General features: G+C 39.9%; 18 protein-coding genes. 10 read left to right on the plus strand and 8 right to left on the minus strand.

What is annotated here, in order from left to right; genetic code table 11:
* Positions 1-66: 66 nt before the first annotated feature.
* The 4 genes from ACTQ9S_RS04480 to ACTQ9S_RS04495 form a co-directional block, all read right to left on the minus strand.
* The gene (locus tag ACTQ9S_RS04480; protein ID WP_440453991.1) at positions 67-1188 is read right to left on the minus strand and encodes a Fic family protein; all 1122 of its coding nucleotides are present in this window, start codon (positions 1186-1188) and stop codon (positions 67-69) included.
* A gap of 564 nt (positions 1189-1752) precedes the next feature.
* The gene (locus ACTQ9S_RS04485) at positions 1753-3156 is read right to left on the minus strand and encodes a YjiH family protein (RefSeq protein WP_440453993.1); all 1404 of its coding nucleotides are present in this window, start codon (positions 3154-3156) and stop codon (positions 1753-1755) included.
* Between the two features lie 86 nt (positions 3157-3242).
* Positions 3243-4202, minus strand: coding sequence for an arginase (locus ACTQ9S_RS04490; RefSeq protein ID WP_440453995.1), 960 nt, complete (start codon positions 4200-4202; stop codon positions 3243-3245).
* A gap of 368 nt (positions 4203-4570) precedes the next feature.
* A complete protein-coding gene (locus ACTQ9S_RS04495; RefSeq protein WP_440453997.1) occupies positions 4571-5653 on the minus strand; it encodes an ornithine cyclodeaminase in 1083 nt (360 codons plus the stop codon).
* A gap of 168 nt (positions 5654-5821) precedes the next feature.
* Between ACTQ9S_RS04495 and ACTQ9S_RS04500 the strand changes: the two genes are divergently transcribed.
* Both ACTQ9S_RS04500 and ACTQ9S_RS04505 read left to right on the plus strand, forming a co-directional pair.
* Complete coding sequence (locus ACTQ9S_RS04500) at positions 5822-6253, plus strand: Lrp/AsnC family transcriptional regulator (RefSeq protein ID WP_068037292.1); 432 nt, start codon at positions 5822-5824, stop codon at positions 6251-6253.
* Positions 6254-6732: 479 nt separating this feature from the next.
* Entirely contained in the window at positions 6733-6981 is a 249-nt protein-coding gene (locus tag ACTQ9S_RS04505) for a hypothetical protein (RefSeq protein ID WP_440453999.1), read from the plus strand.
* A 186-nt stretch (positions 6982-7167) separates the two neighbouring features.
* Here ACTQ9S_RS04505 and ACTQ9S_RS04510 read toward each other — a convergent pair whose 3' ends face one another.
* On the minus strand, positions 7168-8295 hold the full coding sequence (locus ACTQ9S_RS04510) for a zinc-binding dehydrogenase (RefSeq protein WP_440454000.1): 1128 nt from the start codon (positions 8293-8295) through the stop codon (positions 7168-7170).
* Positions 8296-8408: 113 nt separating this feature from the next.
* Positions 8409-9113, minus strand: coding sequence for a glutathione S-transferase family protein (locus ACTQ9S_RS04515; protein WP_440454002.1), 705 nt, complete (start codon positions 9111-9113; stop codon positions 8409-8411).
* Between the two features lie 233 nt (positions 9114-9346).
* Here ACTQ9S_RS04515 and ACTQ9S_RS04520 point away from each other — a divergent pair, with 233 nt between their 5' ends.
* The 7 genes from ACTQ9S_RS04520 (at position 9347) to ACTQ9S_RS04550 (ending at position 16955) form a co-directional block, all read left to right on the plus strand.
* Positions 9347-10255, plus strand: a complete 909-nt coding sequence (locus ACTQ9S_RS04520; RefSeq protein WP_440454003.1) for a LysR family transcriptional regulator — start codon at positions 9347-9349, stop codon at positions 10253-10255.
* A 392-nt stretch (positions 10256-10647) separates the two neighbouring features.
* Positions 10648-11691 (plus strand): trehalose-phosphatase, encoded by a 1044-nt coding sequence (gene otsB / locus ACTQ9S_RS04525; protein ID WP_440454005.1) that lies wholly within the window; start codon positions 10648-10650, stop codon positions 11689-11691.
* Complete coding sequence (locus ACTQ9S_RS04530; protein ID WP_440454007.1) at positions 11666-13384, plus strand: alpha,alpha-trehalose-phosphate synthase (UDP-forming); 1719 nt, start codon at positions 11666-11668, stop codon at positions 13382-13384. The genes otsB and ACTQ9S_RS04530 overlap by 26 nt, the downstream gene beginning before the upstream one ends.
* Before the next feature lie 13 nt (positions 13385-13397).
* A complete protein-coding gene (locus ACTQ9S_RS04535; RefSeq protein WP_440454009.1) occupies positions 13398-14516 on the plus strand; it encodes an acyl-CoA dehydrogenase in 1119 nt (372 codons plus the stop codon).
* Positions 14504-15385, plus strand: coding sequence for a PIG-L deacetylase family protein (locus ACTQ9S_RS04540; protein ID WP_440454011.1), 882 nt, complete (start codon positions 14504-14506; stop codon positions 15383-15385). The genes ACTQ9S_RS04535 and ACTQ9S_RS04540 overlap by 13 nt, the downstream gene beginning before the upstream one ends.
* On the plus strand, positions 15369-16214 hold the full coding sequence (locus ACTQ9S_RS04545; RefSeq protein ID WP_440454012.1) for a class I SAM-dependent DNA methyltransferase: 846 nt from the start codon (positions 15369-15371) through the stop codon (positions 16212-16214). The genes ACTQ9S_RS04540 and ACTQ9S_RS04545 overlap by 17 nt, the downstream gene beginning before the upstream one ends.
* A gap of 66 nt (positions 16215-16280) precedes the next feature.
* On the plus strand, positions 16281-16955 hold the full coding sequence (locus ACTQ9S_RS04550; protein ID WP_440454014.1) for a glycosyltransferase: 675 nt from the start codon (positions 16281-16283) through the stop codon (positions 16953-16955).
* Between the two features lie 200 nt (positions 16956-17155).
* Here ACTQ9S_RS04550 and ACTQ9S_RS04555 read toward each other — a convergent pair whose 3' ends face one another.
* Positions 17156-17437 (minus strand): DUF3817 domain-containing protein, encoded by a 282-nt coding sequence (locus tag ACTQ9S_RS04555; protein WP_440454047.1) that lies wholly within the window; start codon positions 17435-17437, stop codon positions 17156-17158.
* 357 nt (positions 17438-17794) lie between these two features.
* Positions 17795-18181 (minus strand): DUF1971 domain-containing protein, encoded by a 387-nt coding sequence (locus ACTQ9S_RS04560; protein ID WP_350656185.1) that lies wholly within the window; start codon positions 18179-18181, stop codon positions 17795-17797.
* Between the two features lie 438 nt (positions 18182-18619).
* Here ACTQ9S_RS04560 and ACTQ9S_RS04565 point away from each other — a divergent pair, with 438 nt between their 5' ends.
* Positions 18620-20101, plus strand: a complete 1482-nt coding sequence (locus ACTQ9S_RS04565; protein ID WP_068329013.1) for an MFS transporter — start codon at positions 18620-18622, stop codon at positions 20099-20101.
* Positions 20102-20125 lie beyond the last annotated feature (24 nt).

Genomic DNA, 20125 nt, shown 5'->3' on the forward strand with positions numbered 1-20125 from the left:
GGTTAATGTCAGTACTTACAGTGATGGACATAGAGTTTTGACCAATAGTATTTGCAGTCCACAAACTTATAAGACCACCTCATAACTCGTACTACGTCCTGAAGCGGTAGACTTTTCTAACATACCTTTTTCTACCAAATCATTAATATCTCTTAAGGCGGTATCTGTTGAACACTTCGTCATCGTCGCCCATTTTTTGGTCGTGAGTTTGCCATAAAAGTCAGTCAGTAATATATTGAGCATCTTTACTTGCCTTGGGTTCAATGGTTGCTGACGATAGGTCTGCCAAAAGCTTGCTTTGCTGATAATTTTATTCGTTGTTGTTTGTGCTGATAGCAATGCTTGCTCTAGTGCTTGTAAAAACCAAACCAACCATTCAGTAATATCTGAATCCCCTTTTTGAGTACGTTCTAGTATTTTGTAGTATTCATTACGCTGTTTAAGTATTTGAGCTGACATACTATAAAAACGTTGCGTACTATCATCACTTTGCGCTAGCACCCGTTCAGTTATTGCACGAGTTAAGCGGCCATTGCCATCATCAAAAGGATGCAATGTGACAAACCATAGATGAGCGACACCCGCTTTAATGACAAGGTCTAAATTATCCTGCTCATCAGCTGGCGTATTAAACCATAATAGAAAGCGCTCTAACTCTATAGGTAATCTATCTGCACTTGGCGCCACAAAATGAACCTGTTCACGTCCGTAGCCACCAGATATCACTTGCATAGGTCCTTTACTATCATCACGGATTTCTCCTGCTTTAATACTATACAGTCCACTATATCCTGTCGGGAACAAAGCGTTATGCCATCCCAGTAAGTCATTCAGTGCCAGTGGCGTTTGATAATCACAAGTGGCTGCAAGCATCATCTCAACAACTGCATCAATCTCGCGCGTAGCAGCGGGCATGCCACTAGTATCTAAGCCTAAGTGACGCGCAACAGAAGAACGTACTTGCTCATCATTTAACGTCTCACCTTCAATCTCAGACGTTTTAACGACTTCAAGAGTGACAGCATCTAACTGTGCTTCAACGTTCAAATCAAACCCTAACGTTAATAGTTTGCCAAGCAGGTGTCCCTGTAGCATCCGCAAACGACTAACTAGTGGCAATAGTTTTTTATCCGACCATTGCCATTGTGTCCAGTCTGATCTTTCATGGATGTAGGTCACATGCTTCATGATTTCCCCTAAGTTATGCGGTAATTAGAAGTTTATTCTCTGCATATTATGCAGAGAATAAAAGGTTTGTTCAATGTATTTCAACTATGAATAAGCGCTCTAAAAGGTATCAAATGAAAGAATAGAGTGAATAAATTAGCTCTAATGGACGAAAATCTAGGTTAGTTCTCACATAATTCAGGAAAGAGTAGGGGTCAAAGTACTGTAAAATGGCAGTGACCAATTACGAGTTAAATATTAATGCATGTTAATTTTATACTGATTTTTATTGTGAGTATAAAGCTATAAGCCTTTAAAGACAGTGCATGTAAGATTATGCTGTTTAAGGATTGTTGCTTGACCTACCTTGACATGGTAGAGGTCAGCAGTTCGAATCTGCTTATGCCTACCAAATTCGAAAGTCCCAATCTTATGATTGGGACTTTTTTTATGCCTGTAATATATGGGCTATAGCGGAAAATCTTTGCTTGCGGCACTCTATAATCAAGGTTGTCTAATTAGCTATAAATTACCTGAAAAAGCAACGATGAATAAAACTAGATTAATCTATAAATAGCCTTATACTTAAAAAATCATATGAGCACATAATGCAATAATTGGTAATGAAATAATGGTTCTTAATAGAAAAATTATTAATAACTGAAAAAAGCTTACTGGAATTTTTGTGCCTAAAATCAACCCACCTACTTCCGACATATAGATCAATTGAGAAACTGACAAACAAGCGATGACAAACCGTGTTAACTCTGATTCTATTGAAGAACCGATAATCGCAGGTAAAAACATATCTGCAAAACCCACCATAATGGTTTTTGACATTTCTGCTGCAAAAGGTATATTCATTAATTCTAAGAATGGAATAAACGGCATACCTAAATAATCAAATACAGGTGTTTCTTCTGCAACGATTAAACCCATCGTCCCGATTGCCATAACAACAGGCAATATTCCGATCCACATATCCAAAATATTTTTTAACCCATCATTTAAGAAAGTAAAAAAGCTTGGACTCTTTTCTGCTTTGTGAACGGCTTTATGTAAACTATGGGTAAATAACGTTTTTCCTTCAGGAATGGTTTCATGATCTCTATCACTATTTTCTACTACATACGTATCTTCAATTCTAGATAAAGGCAATAATCTTGGTACTATTAAAGCACAAACGATCCCGCATAAAGCAACCACCCCAATCATGTTGAGAAAGTAGCTTTCTAGCTTAACCTGAGAGATGACGACCAAACAGAATGTAATCGAGACTGCTGAAAAGCTTGTCGCAATAACTGCCGCTTCTTTTTTAGTATAAAATCCGCCTTCCAGTTGTTTATCAGTTAATAACACGCCAATGGTTCCATCACCCAACCATGATGTTAGACAATCTACAGAGGACCTACCGGGTAAACCAAATAGAGGTCTCATTACTTTACTTAATAAGACACCAAAAAACTCTAATAAGCCAAAATCAAGTAATAATGGTAGCAATAATCCAGCTAAGAAAAATACGATGAAAAGTATTGGCATTAATTCATATAATATTAACCCACCGATATTATCTGAATATATAAATTCGTAACCATATTTAAAATAAGTAACGACAACAAAAAACGCACCAAGCATTCTAATAATCAACCAAGGGGTCGTCACGTTCAGTAAATTATTTAAAAATGCATTGTTTATAATCACTGAAGGCTTCATGATTTTAGTGTATAAAGTACAACACAATGTAATCATAATGGAGATTACAACAAACAGTGGCAAAAGGTCACCCATGTAACCTTGTATATAATCCTTTAATACAGAGATAGGAATGGTAAACCCTTCTGCATATGATACAAACTTACCATCTACATAGGGAATTGGAAATACAAAGAGCATCAAACCTATTATAGAGGGTATAAAGAATTTTAAAAATTGTCTGATACTGATACTGCTGACAGCTTGACTTGAAGCATTGGCTTTAATAATGTCCATATTATTTTTACTCGCAGTCCATTTTTTAACTAGCATAAATAGATTTTTTTATGCTAGATTCTTTAACTCATTTTAAATAATTTATACTAATAGTTATTTAAAAGAGACTGTGTCACTTTTTCTAAAATTTTAAATATTCTGGTTGAGTCATCTTTTGAATTGTTATACAAAGGATTTATTTCTGCCATTTCCCAACAGCATACTTTCTTATTCTTAATCAATTCTATGTTAAGTTGCATGGCTTGTTCATATGACAGACCATTCATTGCAGGCGTACCGGTTCCTGGCACATACAAAGGGTCAACGCTATCAACATCAAATGAGACATAGATATGATCGCAATATTCCAATTTTTTGAAGATTTCCTCTACTGTGGAACTGATTCCTTTTTGAGTTATCTCAGCAACGGTATATAAAGGGATTTTATGTCTTTTAATTAAATCCATCTCTTCTTCTTGATAATCTCTAACGGCACAAAAAACCACATTTTCAGGCTTGATTGATGGCTCATCAGAAGCCATGAATTTCAATTTCTCCCAATACTCTTTTTCTTTTTCAGAAAGCTCATTTCGCTGACATTCCAGATTGTCAATTGCACAAGCCATAGCCAAAGGCATTCCATGCATATTTCCTGAGCCACTGGTATATGGTGAATGAAAGTCAGCATGTGCGTCTATATAGACCACACCAATTTCAGAATTGGGATGCGCCATCTTAAGGCCATGCATCGTTCCTGCACAACTAGAATGATCTCCAGCTAAAACAATTGGGAATTTATTCTCATTTCTTATATCTTTTATTTTATGTGCTAACTTAGAGATAATCGGTCCAATCACATCAGCATATTTTGCATGTGAAAATTGTGATTCCCCTTCACTATTACTATCATCCTCAATACTGTCGAATTGCAATTTTTCAAAATAATCTGCATTGAGTTCTTTTGATGACGCTTTTAATGCATCAATTCCTAGAGAAGCGCCTTTTTTATATCCTGCAATATCTGAATAAACTTCTACTATTCTTATATTTTTCATCATATCAGTCATGATTTTGTCTCTATTAAAGAAAATAAATTTTTTATATCATTTAAATTTGGGATTAAATTGATTTTTCTATATTAAAGCTCTTGAAAGATAGCAGATAGATTTAAAATAATAAACATATCCATAACTGTCCAAGAGCCTTGCTAAACATAGATAAAATTTAAAAAATGATGTTGGTTTTAAACGTTACACAAAATGAGAAGGGCTTATTTTTTTGTATAGTCGATACTAAATAAAACGGATACATTATTTAATAACGCGAAACTGGTATAAATTTTTCTGGCTTGCTGTGCCTACGCCGACAGAGGCTGTAAAAAATTCTTCCCAGTCCCGCTGTATCTTTTTCATATTGGACTGACTATATTAATTACTTATGACACAGCCATAGCTTCATTGGTCACTATGCTATGGTCTTTCACTACCGAGTATAGATTTTTAGGGTCAGCTTGCTGAGGTATCAGATCTAAAATCTCATATCCTCCTTGCTCTCTGATCAAGTCGCGTAAAAATACCAAAGCCGTAAAGTCTTCTGAGGCAAAACCAACGCCATCAAACACTATGAGATCATCAGCTGACGTTCGAGCTTGCACTTCACCTTTGAGGATTCGATGAAATTCAATAACAGGGAAGTCGCTTGATAGATTTTGGATCTCTCCCTCAATGCGTGTCTGAGGCTCAAACTCTACAATCACACGATCTGCTCGCATTAATATATTGCTATCCAGCTCTGTCTTACCAGGACAATCACCGCCTATCGCATTGATATAAACACCTTTTGTAATTATATCGTCTCGTAAAATAGTGGCATTTGTTTTATCAGCCGTACAGGTAGTAATGATCTCTGCACCTAAAACAGCTTCCTCTAACGTGCGACAAACAATGACTTTCAAACCTGAGTCTGAAAGGTTGTCAGCCGTCTTCTGCGATGCCGCTGGATCAATATCATACAAACGAACTTCTGAGATACCCATTATGGCTTTCATGCCTAATGCTTGAAATTCAGACTGAGCACCGTTTCCTATTAACGCCAGTTTTGTAGCGCCTTTTGGTGCACAGTGTTTGGCCAACATGGCTGATGTGGCAGCCGTACGTAATGCCGTAAGGATACACATTTCTGTCAGCAAAATAGGGTACCCGTTTTCAACATCAGACAAGATACCCATAGCCGCTACGGTCTGTAAATTTCGTTTGGTATTAATTGGATGACCATTGACATATTTACAAGCAAACATCTCTCCATCGCTTACAGGCATGAGCTCTATGACGCCGTCTTTTGAATGCGAAGCAAAGCGAGAAGATTTTTCGAATTGATCCCAACGAAGGAAATCTTGCTCTAAAGCATCCACTAGATCTGTGATACATTGCTCAATGCCATAATCATGAATCATTTTAGCCATCGCTTGTACACTAACGAATGGAACGCCTTCCTTGGGTGGTACGATAAATTTAGACATTAATTCTGTTCCTTTTCATGAATATTGTTTATTGAACCGACAATTAATATCCTACCAACTATAATTGTCAGTTAAAATGTCAATAAGTTATTAAATATGGACATTTTTTTGGCATATTGTTAGGTGCTATTTAGCATAATGTCAAAACTCAATGAAGGAAGCATTTTTATGGCGTATTACACTTATGATTCTTTAGATAGCGAACTGATATCTGAACTTCGACAAGATGGTCGAGCAACCATCTCAAACCTTGCTAAAAAACTCAAAGTCTCTCGTGCCACTATCCAAAACAGATTGGATAGATTGATTCATAACGGTGCTATTTTAGGATTTACGATTCGAGTGCATGAGGCACTAGACAAAGAAACCGTCAAAGCTATGATGATGATTGAAGTAACAGGAAAGTCTACGTCACAAGTGATTAGGAAGTTACGAGGCATCCCGCAACTCATTAAGCTGCATACGACCAATGGCGCATGGGACTTGGTAGCAGAGATACACACTACAAGCTTGAGAGAATTTGATGAAGTGCTGCGTCAAGTAAGAGAGATTGATGGCATTTTGAATAGCGAAACAAGTGTTTTGCTTTCGAGTTTGTAATGTGATCATATTTAAAAAGAGAGGTATGCTGAAGAAACCGTAGAACCAAACTTGATAAACTGAACGTATTAACAGGAGTTTATTCATATATCTTGTTTTAATGTAATAGACTTGCACTCAGTATAAAACCCCTTCAAAGTTCATAGTTTTTGCTATAAATCTAATTCGTACTACGTCCTGAAGCAGCAGACTTTTCTAACATACCTTTTTTTACCAAATCATTTGAGTGCGATTGTTAGGATGTTTTGGTCGCATCTCATCATCGCAAGCCAATATTTCTATAAATCCTTATTGAGCGCAAAAACTGTTACCTTTCTTTAACTTTCATCAAACTACGTAACGTATATACCAGCTATGATAGCAATCAGTCGGCATAATAGCCTGAGCGAGCTTAGAGTCACAAACAGTGCTTTAAATTATTCGTTAGTCGATCTTGACACTAATTAAAAACGCACTTTAAAAATTGATAGAGACCTCTAATGAAACAGACCTTGTTTATATTGTTAGCCACATTACTCAGTGCAACAAGTTATTCTGCCAATGCTATGGTGCCGAGTATCGCCTTTGCAGATGAGATGAATGATATTCAAAAACCAGCCGCATCTACTGAATTAAAAAAAATGAGACTGGAGTGTCGAGCTAATTTGGATATGGATAGGTCACAAGGTCAACTAAGCGTTACTGAAAAAGAAGCGATGAAGAAATGTATAGCAAGTAAGCAGGCTTAAGGTTAAAGACTAATAGCTGTAAACGATAAGTAAAGGTCAATTAATTTAAGGCAGCTTGCAAGAGGTTTTGTTGAAGTAGAAACTTCTTTCTATTTGCGTTAGATAACCGTTAAAGATATACGAAAGCAGATACTATAAATAGTATCTGCTTTTTTTCAATTTAAAAATCTATTATTTCAGCAACCACTAGCTTTGCGGGGTGATTAAGTATTTCTCACCTGTCGCTTGTTTAGAGTAAGCCGCTATCGAATCCAATTGTAGCGCCTCTGCCAATGACACTTCATGGGTGTAGCGACTAGCAAAGGTAGTGGTGATTTCTTCTGCCACACGTTTACGCATCGACATGACCGTTTCAGTGCCTAATTTGCCTAATGTATTGAATAACAAGAAGCCGTTAACACCCCAAGCAAAACCAAAGTTACGATTTAGCGTAATAGGGCCACGGTTTAATCCGCCATAAACATAAACTTGTTTGAATGTATTAGAGCCATACACATTGTATTCTTCGACATCGCGAGTGATTGCCGCTTCCATGCAGTTAAGGATATCGCTGGCTAATTGACCGCCACCGATAGGATCAAATGCAATCGTAGCACCCGTTTCAGTAATTGCTGCCGTCAAGTCAGCAAGGAAAGAGTCTTTGCTTGAGTTAACCACATATTTTGCACCCATATCACGTAGCAAGGTTTCTTGTTCTTCTTTGCGTACGATGTTGATTAAATCAATGCCATCAGCCATACAAATACGGTTGAGCATTTGACCGAGGCTAGAGGCTGCTGCCGCATGAATGATGGCTTTGTGACCTTCGGCACGCATGGTTTCAACCATTGCCAGTGCAGTCAGCGGATTCACAAAAGAGGAAGCGCCTTCTTTAGCGGTTGTGCCGTCTTTTAATACTAAGCAGCTTTGTATGTTGGCAGATAAATATTGACGATAAGTACCGCCGCCAATCACTGCCACCGTTTTACCCATCAATGCTTGTGCTGCAGGTGATGACCCTGCTGCAACCACGGTTCCTGCGCCTTCATTGCCTACAGGTGTGTCTTTACCAACGCGCGTTTTCAGCGCTGGCATGAACTGCGCGGGAACATCCGCTGTGATAACGGGACGCTCTTCTGTACCTGACTGAGTCGCTGTGGACATATCAGCGGCGCTAAACAACACCGCTTGGTCAGACGGGTTTAATGGCGCTGCTTCAATGCGTACAACGACTTCGTCAGCACCTGGCTGTGGCATGTCGATGTCTTGCAAAGATAAGGTTAATTTATTGTCTGCGCTGATGGTTGAAACCAGTTGGATGTTTGTATCTGACATTGTGTTTTGCTCCTGCAAATAATTAAGGGTGTTAAACCAATCACTTTTTATATTGGTCAAAGTATGTGTTATTGAATTTAAATAAAGCTTAGGGCTCGTTTTTTTTGCTAAAACTAATCGGCATTGACTGCATTGACTGCGTTGACTGCGTTGACTGCTTGAATTTGCTCTTTTACTTTCTGCATAAACTCAGGCATGTTTGCCAAGCGATCTGCTTCGACTTTTTGAGCAATGGTAGATTGACTCATCGCTTCGTTCCACTCTTTCATACCTGCTATCTCTGCTAATACGTCCCAGTCAAGTTGCTTTGAGGCAAAATTGCTAACAATGGTGCTAACGTAATAAACGTAGATATCAGCCATGGTAAATTGCTCGCCAGCAATCCAAGGTGAAAACTGACTTAGGCGATTTAAAGCAGTAATACCACGCTCTAATACTTGGCGTACTTCCGCTGCAACTGGCTTAGGAATAGTCGTACCTGAAAAGGCAAAAGGGATCAATCGTCTGCTTGGTAGCTCTAAATAAAGCTCTGCTATTTTCATGATTTGACGCACGACCGCACGTTCGCCAGCATCTGTAGAGTATAGAGGAGTGTCAGGGTAACGCTCTTCGATAAAGTCACAAATGACACTCGATTCTGAGAGATTAAGGCCCTCAGGCGTTGTGATAGCAGGTACTTTGCCAACTGGACTGACTGCCAGTAACTCGTCACTACCACCGTAGACCAGATTTTCTTGAAATGGCAGTTGTTTATATAAAAGGACATGTTTTACTAGGTTGTAATAGTTGCTAGCAGCAAAACCGTGCAAAGTAATCATCAGTCAGTTATCCATTATTAAGGTGATTGTTATTTTTATTGCCGAAGCATTGCCGAAGAAACAAAACTAAGGCTGCAATGTCTAAGTTGAATCTATTATTACTGGTTTTAATTGGCTTGTATATAAGGGTAAATGTGAATCACTATTGCTTTTAAGACAATAATAGAGCGAAAATGCGTAGATGCTTCTTAAAAGCTAATTATTGACGATTGTTTCTTAAATGGAGAAGTGAGTTGGATCAATTACGGGCAATACGCTATTTCAGTAAAGTCGCCGAAACGGGCAGTTTCACCAAAGCGGCAAAGGTGTTTGATGTGCCGCCCTCATCGCTATCGAGGCGAGTCGCTGATTTAGAAAAGAGTTTGGGTGCGACGTTATTAAAGCGTTCGACCCGCATCGTCAAACTGACAGAAGTGGGGCAGATTTACTATAACGATGTACAGCAAATATTAAGTCAATTAAAACAAAGCCATGAAACGGTTCGCAGTTACCAAACCACGCCAATGGGACGTTTACGAATCAGCTCAATGGTGGGCTTTGGTGAAAAAATCCTACTGCCATTGTTGGATGAATTTAGCGCATTATACCCCGAGATTGTCCTAGATGTTAGCTTAAGTGATGAATTATCAACGCTGGGGCGAGACGATGTTGATATCGCTATTCGTGGTGGTTACGCACCCAATGAGCGTGTATTAGCGATAAGGCTCATGGATAATGGGTTTATCCCTGTCGCTTCACCAAGCTATTTAGAAAAATACGGTATGCCTAAAAATGTGATGGAATTAAAAGAACATAACGGTCTGTATTTTAAAGCGCCGACAGGGCCAACGCCTTGGTTATGTCATGTGGATGGTCAATGGCATGATGTCTCAGGGCCAGCGGTTGCAATTTCAAATAATGGGCCATGGCTGGCGAGAAAAGCTTGTGAGGGTGAAGGTATTCTGATGTCAACTCGCTGGGCATTAGCGTCATATCTTCAATCAGGACAATTGCAAGAGCTAGAGTTTGAGCATGAACTGGCGATTACGCAACATGCTGATATGGCCGTTTATTTACTATATCAAAAACAGCGCTATTTAGTGCCAAAAGTAAAAGCGGCTGTAGACTTTTTGGTTGAAAGAATAAAAGAGGAAGCGTCATGAAAATAGTTATTAATCAGATTGATATTACCGACTATAGTTAATCTTAAATACACTTCTTAGAACGTGCTACTGGTATAAATTTTCCTTGCGTGCTGCTATAACAGAGGCTGCGAAAAATTCATCCCAGTAGCACGGTATTCCTTTTATGCTGGAGCGACTACATCAAGTATTAATAAATTATGAACTAAAAGACTTACACTAAAGAAATTTATACCAAATTGAATACTTTTGCCATCACAGGGTAGCTGGCTTTGTGGCAAACTTACTAGTAGGTTATTATTGTTTACAAACAAATACTTACGAACATGTTAGCTTTTAATACATAATTTATTTTGAATATGAATTAAATTAGGCTAGACACAACGTCCTATTAAAAAGAAAAAGGAACGAGCGTGACTTCAGGAAGAAATCATAGCTTAAATACGCCAGCTATATACATCCAACCAAATAATTTTGCTGATTATTTATCTCATCAGCGAGATTATTGTTTGTTTTTGGATATAGACGGTACGCTTGCAGATTTTACCCTTGATCCAAAAGATAGCATCATCCCAAATGCAACATTATTGCTTTTACAACGAATACAAAACTATGGGGTACAAGTCGCCATTGTGACAGGGCGTAGTCTTGTTGAAGCAAGGCAAATGCTCTCACCTTTACAGTTGCCCATTGCAGCAACTCACGGATTAGAAATAGCATTTGATAGCATCTTTAACAATGCTCTAAGCAAGCCAAACGACAATCACGTTGCAAGCACCATGCATGTTGATAATGCCGAACTTACTGCTATAAGGCAGATTATTAGCCAATATAGTACGTCATATAGTGACTTAACCATAGAAAATAAGCCTTATTCCGTTGCTCTGCACTTTCGTAAAAATCCTACATTAGCCAATGTGGCTCATACCATTATGCTAAAAACCTTAAGTAATTATGCTAACTGGACGTTGAAGCAGGGTAAATACGTTTGGGAGATATTGCCAAAAGGAGCGGATAAAGGTACAGCGATCTTAACCTTGTTAGAAAAAATGCAAACTGACAAGGAGCTGTGTGCCATTTTTATTGGTGATGACATTACTGATGAGGCAGGTTTTATTGCCGTACAAAATGAAAACACAGTATTTGAAAACGAAGTATCCAAAAACAAGGTAAGTGAAAAAAGAGCAATACAAAAATATCGTAGTTCAGCGAATAGCTCAGTGAATAGTTCAGTAAAAGGTATGGGTATTAAAGTAGGCAGTGAGCCAACGTGTGCTCATTACTATGTACGTAATATTGATGAAGTAACAGTCTTGCTTGATAACTTTTTAAGCTTTTGCCAATTCGTTTTTTATCAAAAAAACGCCACTTTATCGTCTGATTTAGCAGACTCTAATCTTCCATTGCTGAAAGAACAACGAGATAAATCATATGAGCCGATTAATCGTCTTATCTAATCGGGTAAAAATGCCCGATGGCAATCCAATGGCAGGCGGGCTTGCAGTAGCCTTGCACGACGTATTAGTAGGAAATTCAGTCATCTGGATGGGTTGGAATGGTGAGGTTGTTGAGGCTGATGACAACTGTGATAACAATGAATTCAGCATCAATAAACAAGCTACTTCAGCATATCTGCATGAGACCAATGCAGAAGTCACTTATATGACTACGGCCCTAACGAGCAAACAATATCAGCACTTTTACTGCGGTTTTGCCAATAATGTGCTGTGGCTGCTACTGCATGAGCAACCTGATTTAATGAGTCAAACAGCAGAGGACTATGCAGGTTATCAAGAGGTAAATAGCCTCTTTGCTAGGCAGTTAAAAAAGATTATTCAACCCGATGATGTGATTTGGGTACATGATTATCACTTTTTAAGCGTGGCGTATTATTGCAAGCAAATGGGTATGACAAATCGTATCGGCTTCTTTTTGCACATTCCGTTTGCCCCGTTAGCATTTTGGCAACAGCTTGAAAAAAGCTCTGAACTGATTAGGTATCTTGCTCATTATGATGTGCTCGGCACCCAAACTGAGCAAGATAAAACCAACTGCATTGACGTATTCCAACATTATTTAAAGGATGAATTTTTAGAAAAAAGTCTTTTGAAAAGCAGGTATGTAAAAGATAGCTATTCACGAGACAGTTATTTGCAGGAAATTTTTTCAAAATCTTCTCTACCAAGCACTTTACATGCCGAGCAAAGTTTTTCCAAAACTACAAACTCCGCTGGTGTACAGCTGATGCTCAATATAGACTTGAGTATTCCGCATCGTCTAACAATCAATGCTTATCCAATCGGCGTTAATGTAGACAAAATCCAGCAGCAAGTTAGCCATTTATCCTCACATTTCTCATCCCAGTTTGCAAAAAATACGCATAAAGATAGTGCTACAAAGCCTGCCGCCCAGCAAATAATAGCGGTAGATAGAATTGATTATTCTAAAGGTTTATTAGAGCGTTTTTCAGCGTATGGTTCTTTTCTACAGCAAAACCCAGCCTATCAAAATCAGTTAAAACTATTGCAAATTGCTTGTCCTAGCCGTTTAGATTTACCGGTTTATCAACTGCTTTATAAAAGTGTCAAACAAGCAGTCAATGACGTCAATCAGCAATTCTTACCTAATGAATATCAAGCGGATGCCTTTGAAATTGGTTTTTTGGATGCTGATGCTTTGATAGACGATTTGACAGACGACTTAACAAATAATTGGCAGGCGATTACGTATAGCGAAAAAGTGTTGAACCACGAGACATTGATGAGAGCATTTTGGCACAGTGATATTGGTTGGGTAAATTCGCTCAAAGATGGTATGAATTTAGTTGCCAAAGAATACATTGCTGCCCAAAATCCTGAGAATCCTGGGGTGTTATTGCTGTCAGGTTATGCAGGGGCAGCCGAGCAAATGCAAGCGGCGGTGATTGTCGATCCGCATCAGCCGAAAAGTATAATACAGGGTTTAAAAACTGCCTTGACGATGCCATTAGCGCAGCGAAAGTCCCGCTATCAGACGTTATTGCAAGGACTGCAGCAAAATGATTTACACGCTTGGCAGCAAAATTTCTTAGATGACCTATACGGTGGTAACAGACCTCAGACAAATAACCCGCACTCAGCCAATATCCATACGTTTGACTTACAAGAATAATTAGGAAACCCCTATGTTACGGTTAAATGCAGAAAATTCTTTATTAGAAAGTATTCAAGCTGCTGTAGAAGCGATTGTAGCCGCTGATAATCAAACGCTCAGCAAGCTTTGTATAACTGATAAACTGCGCCACGAGATATTAAATACTTTAGTTACTTATAGCGATAGAATTCCTCACCCTGCTATTGCTGCCGCTGATGTTAAAGAAAATAAATGTGAAACTAACTTAAATACATTCATCCGCTGGCAAGTTTTGGCTTATGTGGCAGGTATTGATTTAACGATTGCCAAATGGTTTGAATCGCATTTGGATGCGCTCAGTATTTTGCATGAAGTGGGTTATGACAAACCGGCACAAGGACTATGGGCGGTTTGGGCGGCAGAGGGTCATCCTTTGAGCTATCAAGAGGGTAAAGTTACAGGCACCAAAGCATGGTGTTCGGGGGCAAATATTGTTGATCATGGGCTAATCACTTATCGAGATGAGCAAGGTCATTCGCAGCTGCTTATGGTAGATATGCAGCAAGCTGGCATTGAGATTGACAATAGTGCATGGCAAGCAGTCGGTATGCAAGCCACTGATACCGCCACCCTACAGTTTGATTGGGTGGCAGCCAGCAATGTCGGAGTAGCAAATGCGTATTTAGAACGGGTGGGATTTTGGCATGGGGCAGCAGGGGTTGCCGCTTGCTGGTATGGGGCGACGACCTGTCTCGCAGGCTATTTAATCACCGCGTATCAACAAAAACCGAACGATTATAAAGCCATGTATTTGGGGCAAATTGGAACAGCGTTGGCAGTCACTCGGCAGTATTTTTATCATGTTGCTCACTTAATAGATACCCAGCCGCAGCACAGCCATGAGCTTGCTATTCGTCAATTAAGAGCAAACGTTGAGCAGGTGGCGCGCCAAGTACTGGAGGGCGTCGGACAGGCATTAGGCGCAGCACCGTTTTGTAATAATGCTCATTTTGCAAGATTAGCAGCAGATTTGCCAGTATTTATTCGCCAAAGTCATGGCGCGTTTGATCTGCAAAAGATTGGCGAGCTATCTAGTGTTTTAGCTGGCGAATCAGCTAGTAACTTAACCAGCGACTTAACTGATAGGCGAGAAAACATATGGCAACTATAATGCCTAGTAAGGCTGAGCCTAAAAAAGGTAGCCCTATAAAAAAGAGTTCTGTAAAGGACAGCGGTATAAAAACTAGCTCTATAAAAGAGGAACATCCGATTGTTGGCGACCGTATTATTGAAGGCGATGGTACCAGTCAAGACGCGTGGCAAAATTGGCAAGGGCTGCACAATCTGCCTCGATTAAATATGGCGAAACACTTTTCACCGCACCAGCGGGTGTGTATCTTTGCGCCACATCCTGATGATGAAGTATTAGGCTGTGGTGGTCTGCTGCAACAACTGGCTATTAATGGCAATCCTATCATTCTTATTCACGTGACTAACGGCACACAAAGCCATCCAGACTCAAGGATTTATCCCCCAGAGCAGCTTGATATTATCCGTCCACAAGAAAGTATTAAAGCATTAGCTGTATTGGGCGTGGCTAATCAAGTGACGACTATTGCCCTAGAATTGACTGATGGCGATATATTCGCTGAGCAGGCACAGTTTAATGAAAAGTTAGCAGCCATTATCCAGCCTGACGATATTTTAGTGACGCCCTTTATTCATGATGGGCATCCTGATCACGAGGCAACGGGACAAGTGGTCGCCGCATTTGCTAAACAGCATCATTTAGCCTGTTATCAAGTATTGATTTGGGCGTGGCATTGGGCACAGCCTGCCGATAGTCGGATTCCTTGGCATTCTGCTGTCAGAGTTGATTTAACCGATGAGCAAGTACAGCGTAAATCTCAAGCTATTGCTTGCTTTACTAGCCAAATTACCATTGATGAGAGTACGGGTAATCCGCCTATTTTATCGGCTCAAACCATCGCCAGAATTAGCCAACCTTGGGAGGTTTATTTGTATGAGCCACAATCCTAAATCTACGCCGTCAATGAATCTTAGCAATAGTTTAAATGTTGCTGACGCTACTTCAATGGGCTGTAACCAAACTGCTACTCAATCTAACTCCCAATCTGATACCTATTCAGAGACGTATTTTGATGCGTTATATAGTGATAATAGCGACCCATGGCAGTATCAGACGCGCTGGTATGAAAAACGAAAACGTGAGATGTGTCTCGCCGTATTGCCACAAGCAGAGTATGACAATGCCATTGAATTGGGCTGTGGTAACGGGGTGTTTAGTGAATTACTAGCCCGTCGTTGTCAGGCTTTGCTCAGTATAGATGGTAACGCTCAGGCGGTGAAACTTGCTAAACAACGCTTGGGAAAGTCATCGCATTCTAAGGTGATACAAGGAGTTATTCCTCACGTATTACTGAGTTTAGAAGATGCGCTTCTACAATCTTATCCTTTATCGGATGGCGCATCTGCTAATAAACCACCCTTTGATTTAATCGTTATTAGTGAGATTTTATATTATTTATCGCCCATTGATATTGATACGGTTATCACTTGGATTAAACAAAACCTAGCTGTAGGCGGTACATTGCTGTGCTGTCATTGGCGCTATGCTATCGACGGCTTTGTAATGACTGGCGAGACGGTGCACCAACGCTTACAGCGAGCGTTTAATATGACAAATAATGAAGTGGATCGTTCAGCTCTTACTCATACAGTTTTTACTCATCCCGCTTTTATTCACCCTGCTTTTACTCATCAAAGCCAGATTGTAGATAGTGATTTTTTATTAGACGTTTGGCAGCATTCTCCAAAGTCTGTTGCTATGCAAGAAAACTTAATATGATGGAGTATAACCGCGTATGACAGTCTGCAAAATAGTAGATGGCATGATAGGAGAAACAGCGTCGACATGAAAATCGCTATCGTGATTCCCGCTCATAATGAGGCAATGACTATTGCCAATTGCTTGGCATCGGTTCAAACCGCTGTTGCGCTATTGCCCTCAACCATTGCGGTATATCCGCTGGTGGTGCTTGATAGCTGCACTGATGAGACACTTACGATAGTCAAAAGTACAGGCGTTAATTATATATGCTGTGATTATCGCTGTGTGGGACGGGTGCGAGATTTGGGTATTCGCCATGCGATTACACATGGCGCAACTTGGATTGCCTGTACAGATGCCGATTCAGTAGTGACTAAAGATTGGCTGGTGCAGCAAATTACCCATATTACTGACCAGCCCACCGATATGATTTGCGGCGTGGTGAGCGTTGATAGCTGGGTGAATTTAACCCCGCAAACGCGCGAAGATTATATGGCTCATTATCAAGATATGATGGGACATCGCCATATTCATGGGGCAAACTTAAGTTTTAGCAGTGAGGCCTATCTCACCGTTGGCGGCTTTGCCCCATTAAGGTGCCATGAAGATGTGGACTTGGTTAAAAATTTTGAGAGCCAAGGCTATGCTATTACTTGGAGCAATCGCGTCCGTGTAATTACCAGCAGTCGTTTACAAGCTCGGGCGACAGAAGGTTTTGCAGCATTTTTAGCAAACTTAGAAAAAGGCAATTTACACTAGCTATCTATAACAATTATTTAGAACAGCTATCTACAACAACTATTGTAAGCCATTATTTAGAACAGCTGTTTAGAGCAATTATTTAAACTAACTTATGAGCTGACTAGCATGCAAAAATTAGGATTGCTGGTTGCCTCTTATTTACCAAAGCTATGTTTTAGACTAAGCATGCATCAGTGGTATACGCAGTAGAACTTATCTTAGGCTGCTTTCTTCTCGTTTTTACTTAAGCTTTTTTTCAAAAAGTGGTCGAATATAAATGGGCCAAACGGTAAAAACGAGCCGAGCACACCTGCGGGCGTAGCCCAAAGCGGCATTTTGATTTTGATGGTTGAGCCCATGAGTATTACGATGTAGGCGATAAATAACACGCCGTGTGCCATACCGACATATTTCACAGCTTCTGGGATGCCCATCATATATTTTAGTGGCATGGCAATGCCGAGCAATAACAAGAAGGAAGTACCTTCTAGATAGCCCATGATGGTAAGGTTTTTTAATGCGCTATTTTGCTTTTTTGTGAGGTGGGGTATTTGTTCGATAGTTGGCTGAGCCTGTGACACTGTATTTTCCTTTGGTTATTATTAATAAATAATTTAGGGTTGATTCAATGTCGCTATGATACTGGCTTCGCTTAGGGCTTTGAAGTGTTAGTTTGTGTCAGCGGCCATTTAGTACGTTGCGCTTAGATCGCTGTACTTGCTGAGCATTGGCAATTGACATGCGTTCGATGATTGTTGCTTATGTGGTAGTGCAAAATCCAAAAATCCCCAGTTTAATGACTGGGGGTTTTTTTAGCTGAATTTTTAGAACCAATACTTAGAGTATATAGAGAATTATTATTGCTCATCAGGCTTATCGAATAACTTCTTAATAGGTTTGCTATGAATGGTAGAGCTGTTGAACAGTGATTTATTAGCAGTATCACTTTCGGTCCAAAAATTGATATTGAATTGCGCGTCGTCACTCAACTCTACGCGATGCCAGTATTGTGGTGGACTAACGGCAAATTCTCCTGCTTTAATGACTATGGTCTGCTCCGGTTCGGTAGCGGCTTCGTTGGCAAATCCGTAAAAGGTGACAACACCTTGCATGACACAAATTTGGCCAAATACGCCCTCTGCAGTATTGTGATGAGTTAATAAGGCTTTTGGAACTTTATCTTTGGTAAAAAAGTGCGTAGAGCGTTTTATTTTCCAGTGACTTGGGATGATTGCACGAGTCATGATAGCTCCTTGGTTAATAAGTCTTTTGTTTTTAGTTTATTTTAAGCTTGTTCTTAAATATTAATGATAATCATTATCATAATATAATAACTTATAGACTGTTTACTATGGTCAGTCCTAAATAAAAGAAGTACATAAATTATAATGCACTACTGGAATAAATTTTCCTTGCTTGCTGTGCCTACGCAGACAGAGGCTGCGCAAAATTTATCCCAGTAGTGCTGTATTTATTTTATAGTGGATCTACTATATCGTCATGCGACTTTAAGTATTAATAAGTATAAAAGAAATGAGTGATAGCTTTTAATCCTCATTAAGTAGTATTAAAACTAGGTTTTATACTGCTTTTGCTCAATAGTTAAGGCTACTACTTATTGCTATCTTGTTTCCATCAGAACTATTCATAACTGACAAGTTTTATGGTGGAGAGTATTTATCATGCATGCAAAAGAGCTGCTGGAAATGGAGCGCCGTGAGATAAGAGCGCTTCACTATACGTGGATTGCTTTTTTTCTTACCTTTTATGTTTGGTTCAATATGGCGCCACTCGCGACGTCTATGTTACAGACAGAAAGCTATTTAACCTCAGATCATATCAAGCTCTTCTTGATTGCAAACGTCGCTTTGACCATTCCTGGCCGAGTGGTTGTGGGCATGGCCTTAGATCGTTTTGGGCCTAGAAGGGTATTCTCTATACTGATGGTAGTGATGGCGATACCTACATGGTTTTTCGCTTTTGGTACCTCAGCCATGCAGCTATTTGTCGCGCGTTTATTTATGTCTATCGTGGGTGCAGGCTTCGTCGTCGGTATTCATATGACGGCGCTATGGTTCAAGCCTAAAGACATTGGCTTTGCGGAGGGGTTCTATGCTGGTTGGGGGAATTTTGGTTCAGCAGCAGCGGCGATTACTATTCCAACGGTAGCACTGCAGTTCTTCGGTGGTGATGATGGGTGGCGCTGGGCGATTGCCTTATCAGGCTTGCTGATGGCTATATACGGTGTTGCGTACTGGTTTTTGATAACAGATGGGCCTACAGAAGATACCCACAAAAAATCACGTAAGTCGGGCGCATTAGAGGTCTCAAGCTGGCGAGATCTTTGGCTATACTGCCTATTTACTATTCCTTTGTATGGCATCTTAGGAGTATTGGTTTATCGTACTAAAAACATGGGTTTTTTAAGCGAGACCGGTGCTTGGGCTTTCTATCTTCTTATCGCCGCTGTCGTTATTTATCAGATTTATAAGGCGATTAGTGTCAATGCACCCATGCTAAAAGCAGGTATTCCTGAAGATGACAAGTATCCGTTTAAATCCGTTGCTGCCCTCAACGTAAGCTATTTTGCAAACTTTGGCGCTGAGCTTGCGGTGGTCTCTATGCTCCCGATGTTTTTTGCCGCGACTTGGAAGCTTGATCCTACGGTAGCAGGTCTTGTGGCTTCAACTTTCGCTTTCGTTAATTTATGGGCGCGTCCGCTAGGAGGTTATATCTCTGATCGTGTCGGTAATCGACGCCTAGTTATGCTGATATATATGTTTGGCATCGGTATCGGGTTTGGGCTAATGGGACTGCTAAATGCAGAGTGGCCATTATTTATCGCCGTCGTTTTTACCATTCTCTGCTCAGTGTTTGTGCAAGGAGCGGAAGGGGCGACCTTTGGTATTATTCCATCAATCAAACGTCGTTTAACGGGCCAGATATCTGGTATGGCAGGCGCGTATGGTAATGTGGGCGCAGTATTCTATTTGTTCATTTATACCTTTGTAGAGCCAAGCCAGTTCTTTTTAATCATCGCTGCAGGTGCGTTTATTGCTTGGATGGTTTGTTTCTTCTGGTTAAAAGAGCCTGAAGATGCCTTTGGTGAAGACTATAAGATGTCATCGGTAGATCTGAAAATTGCCAAAGAATACAACGGTTGATAGTGTTTTTTCTGTCTATGAAAA

The sequence above is a fragment of the Psychrobacter sp. ASPA161_9 genome (assembly GCF_051970275.1).
GTDB lineage: Bacteria > Pseudomonadota > Gammaproteobacteria > Pseudomonadales > Moraxellaceae > Psychrobacter.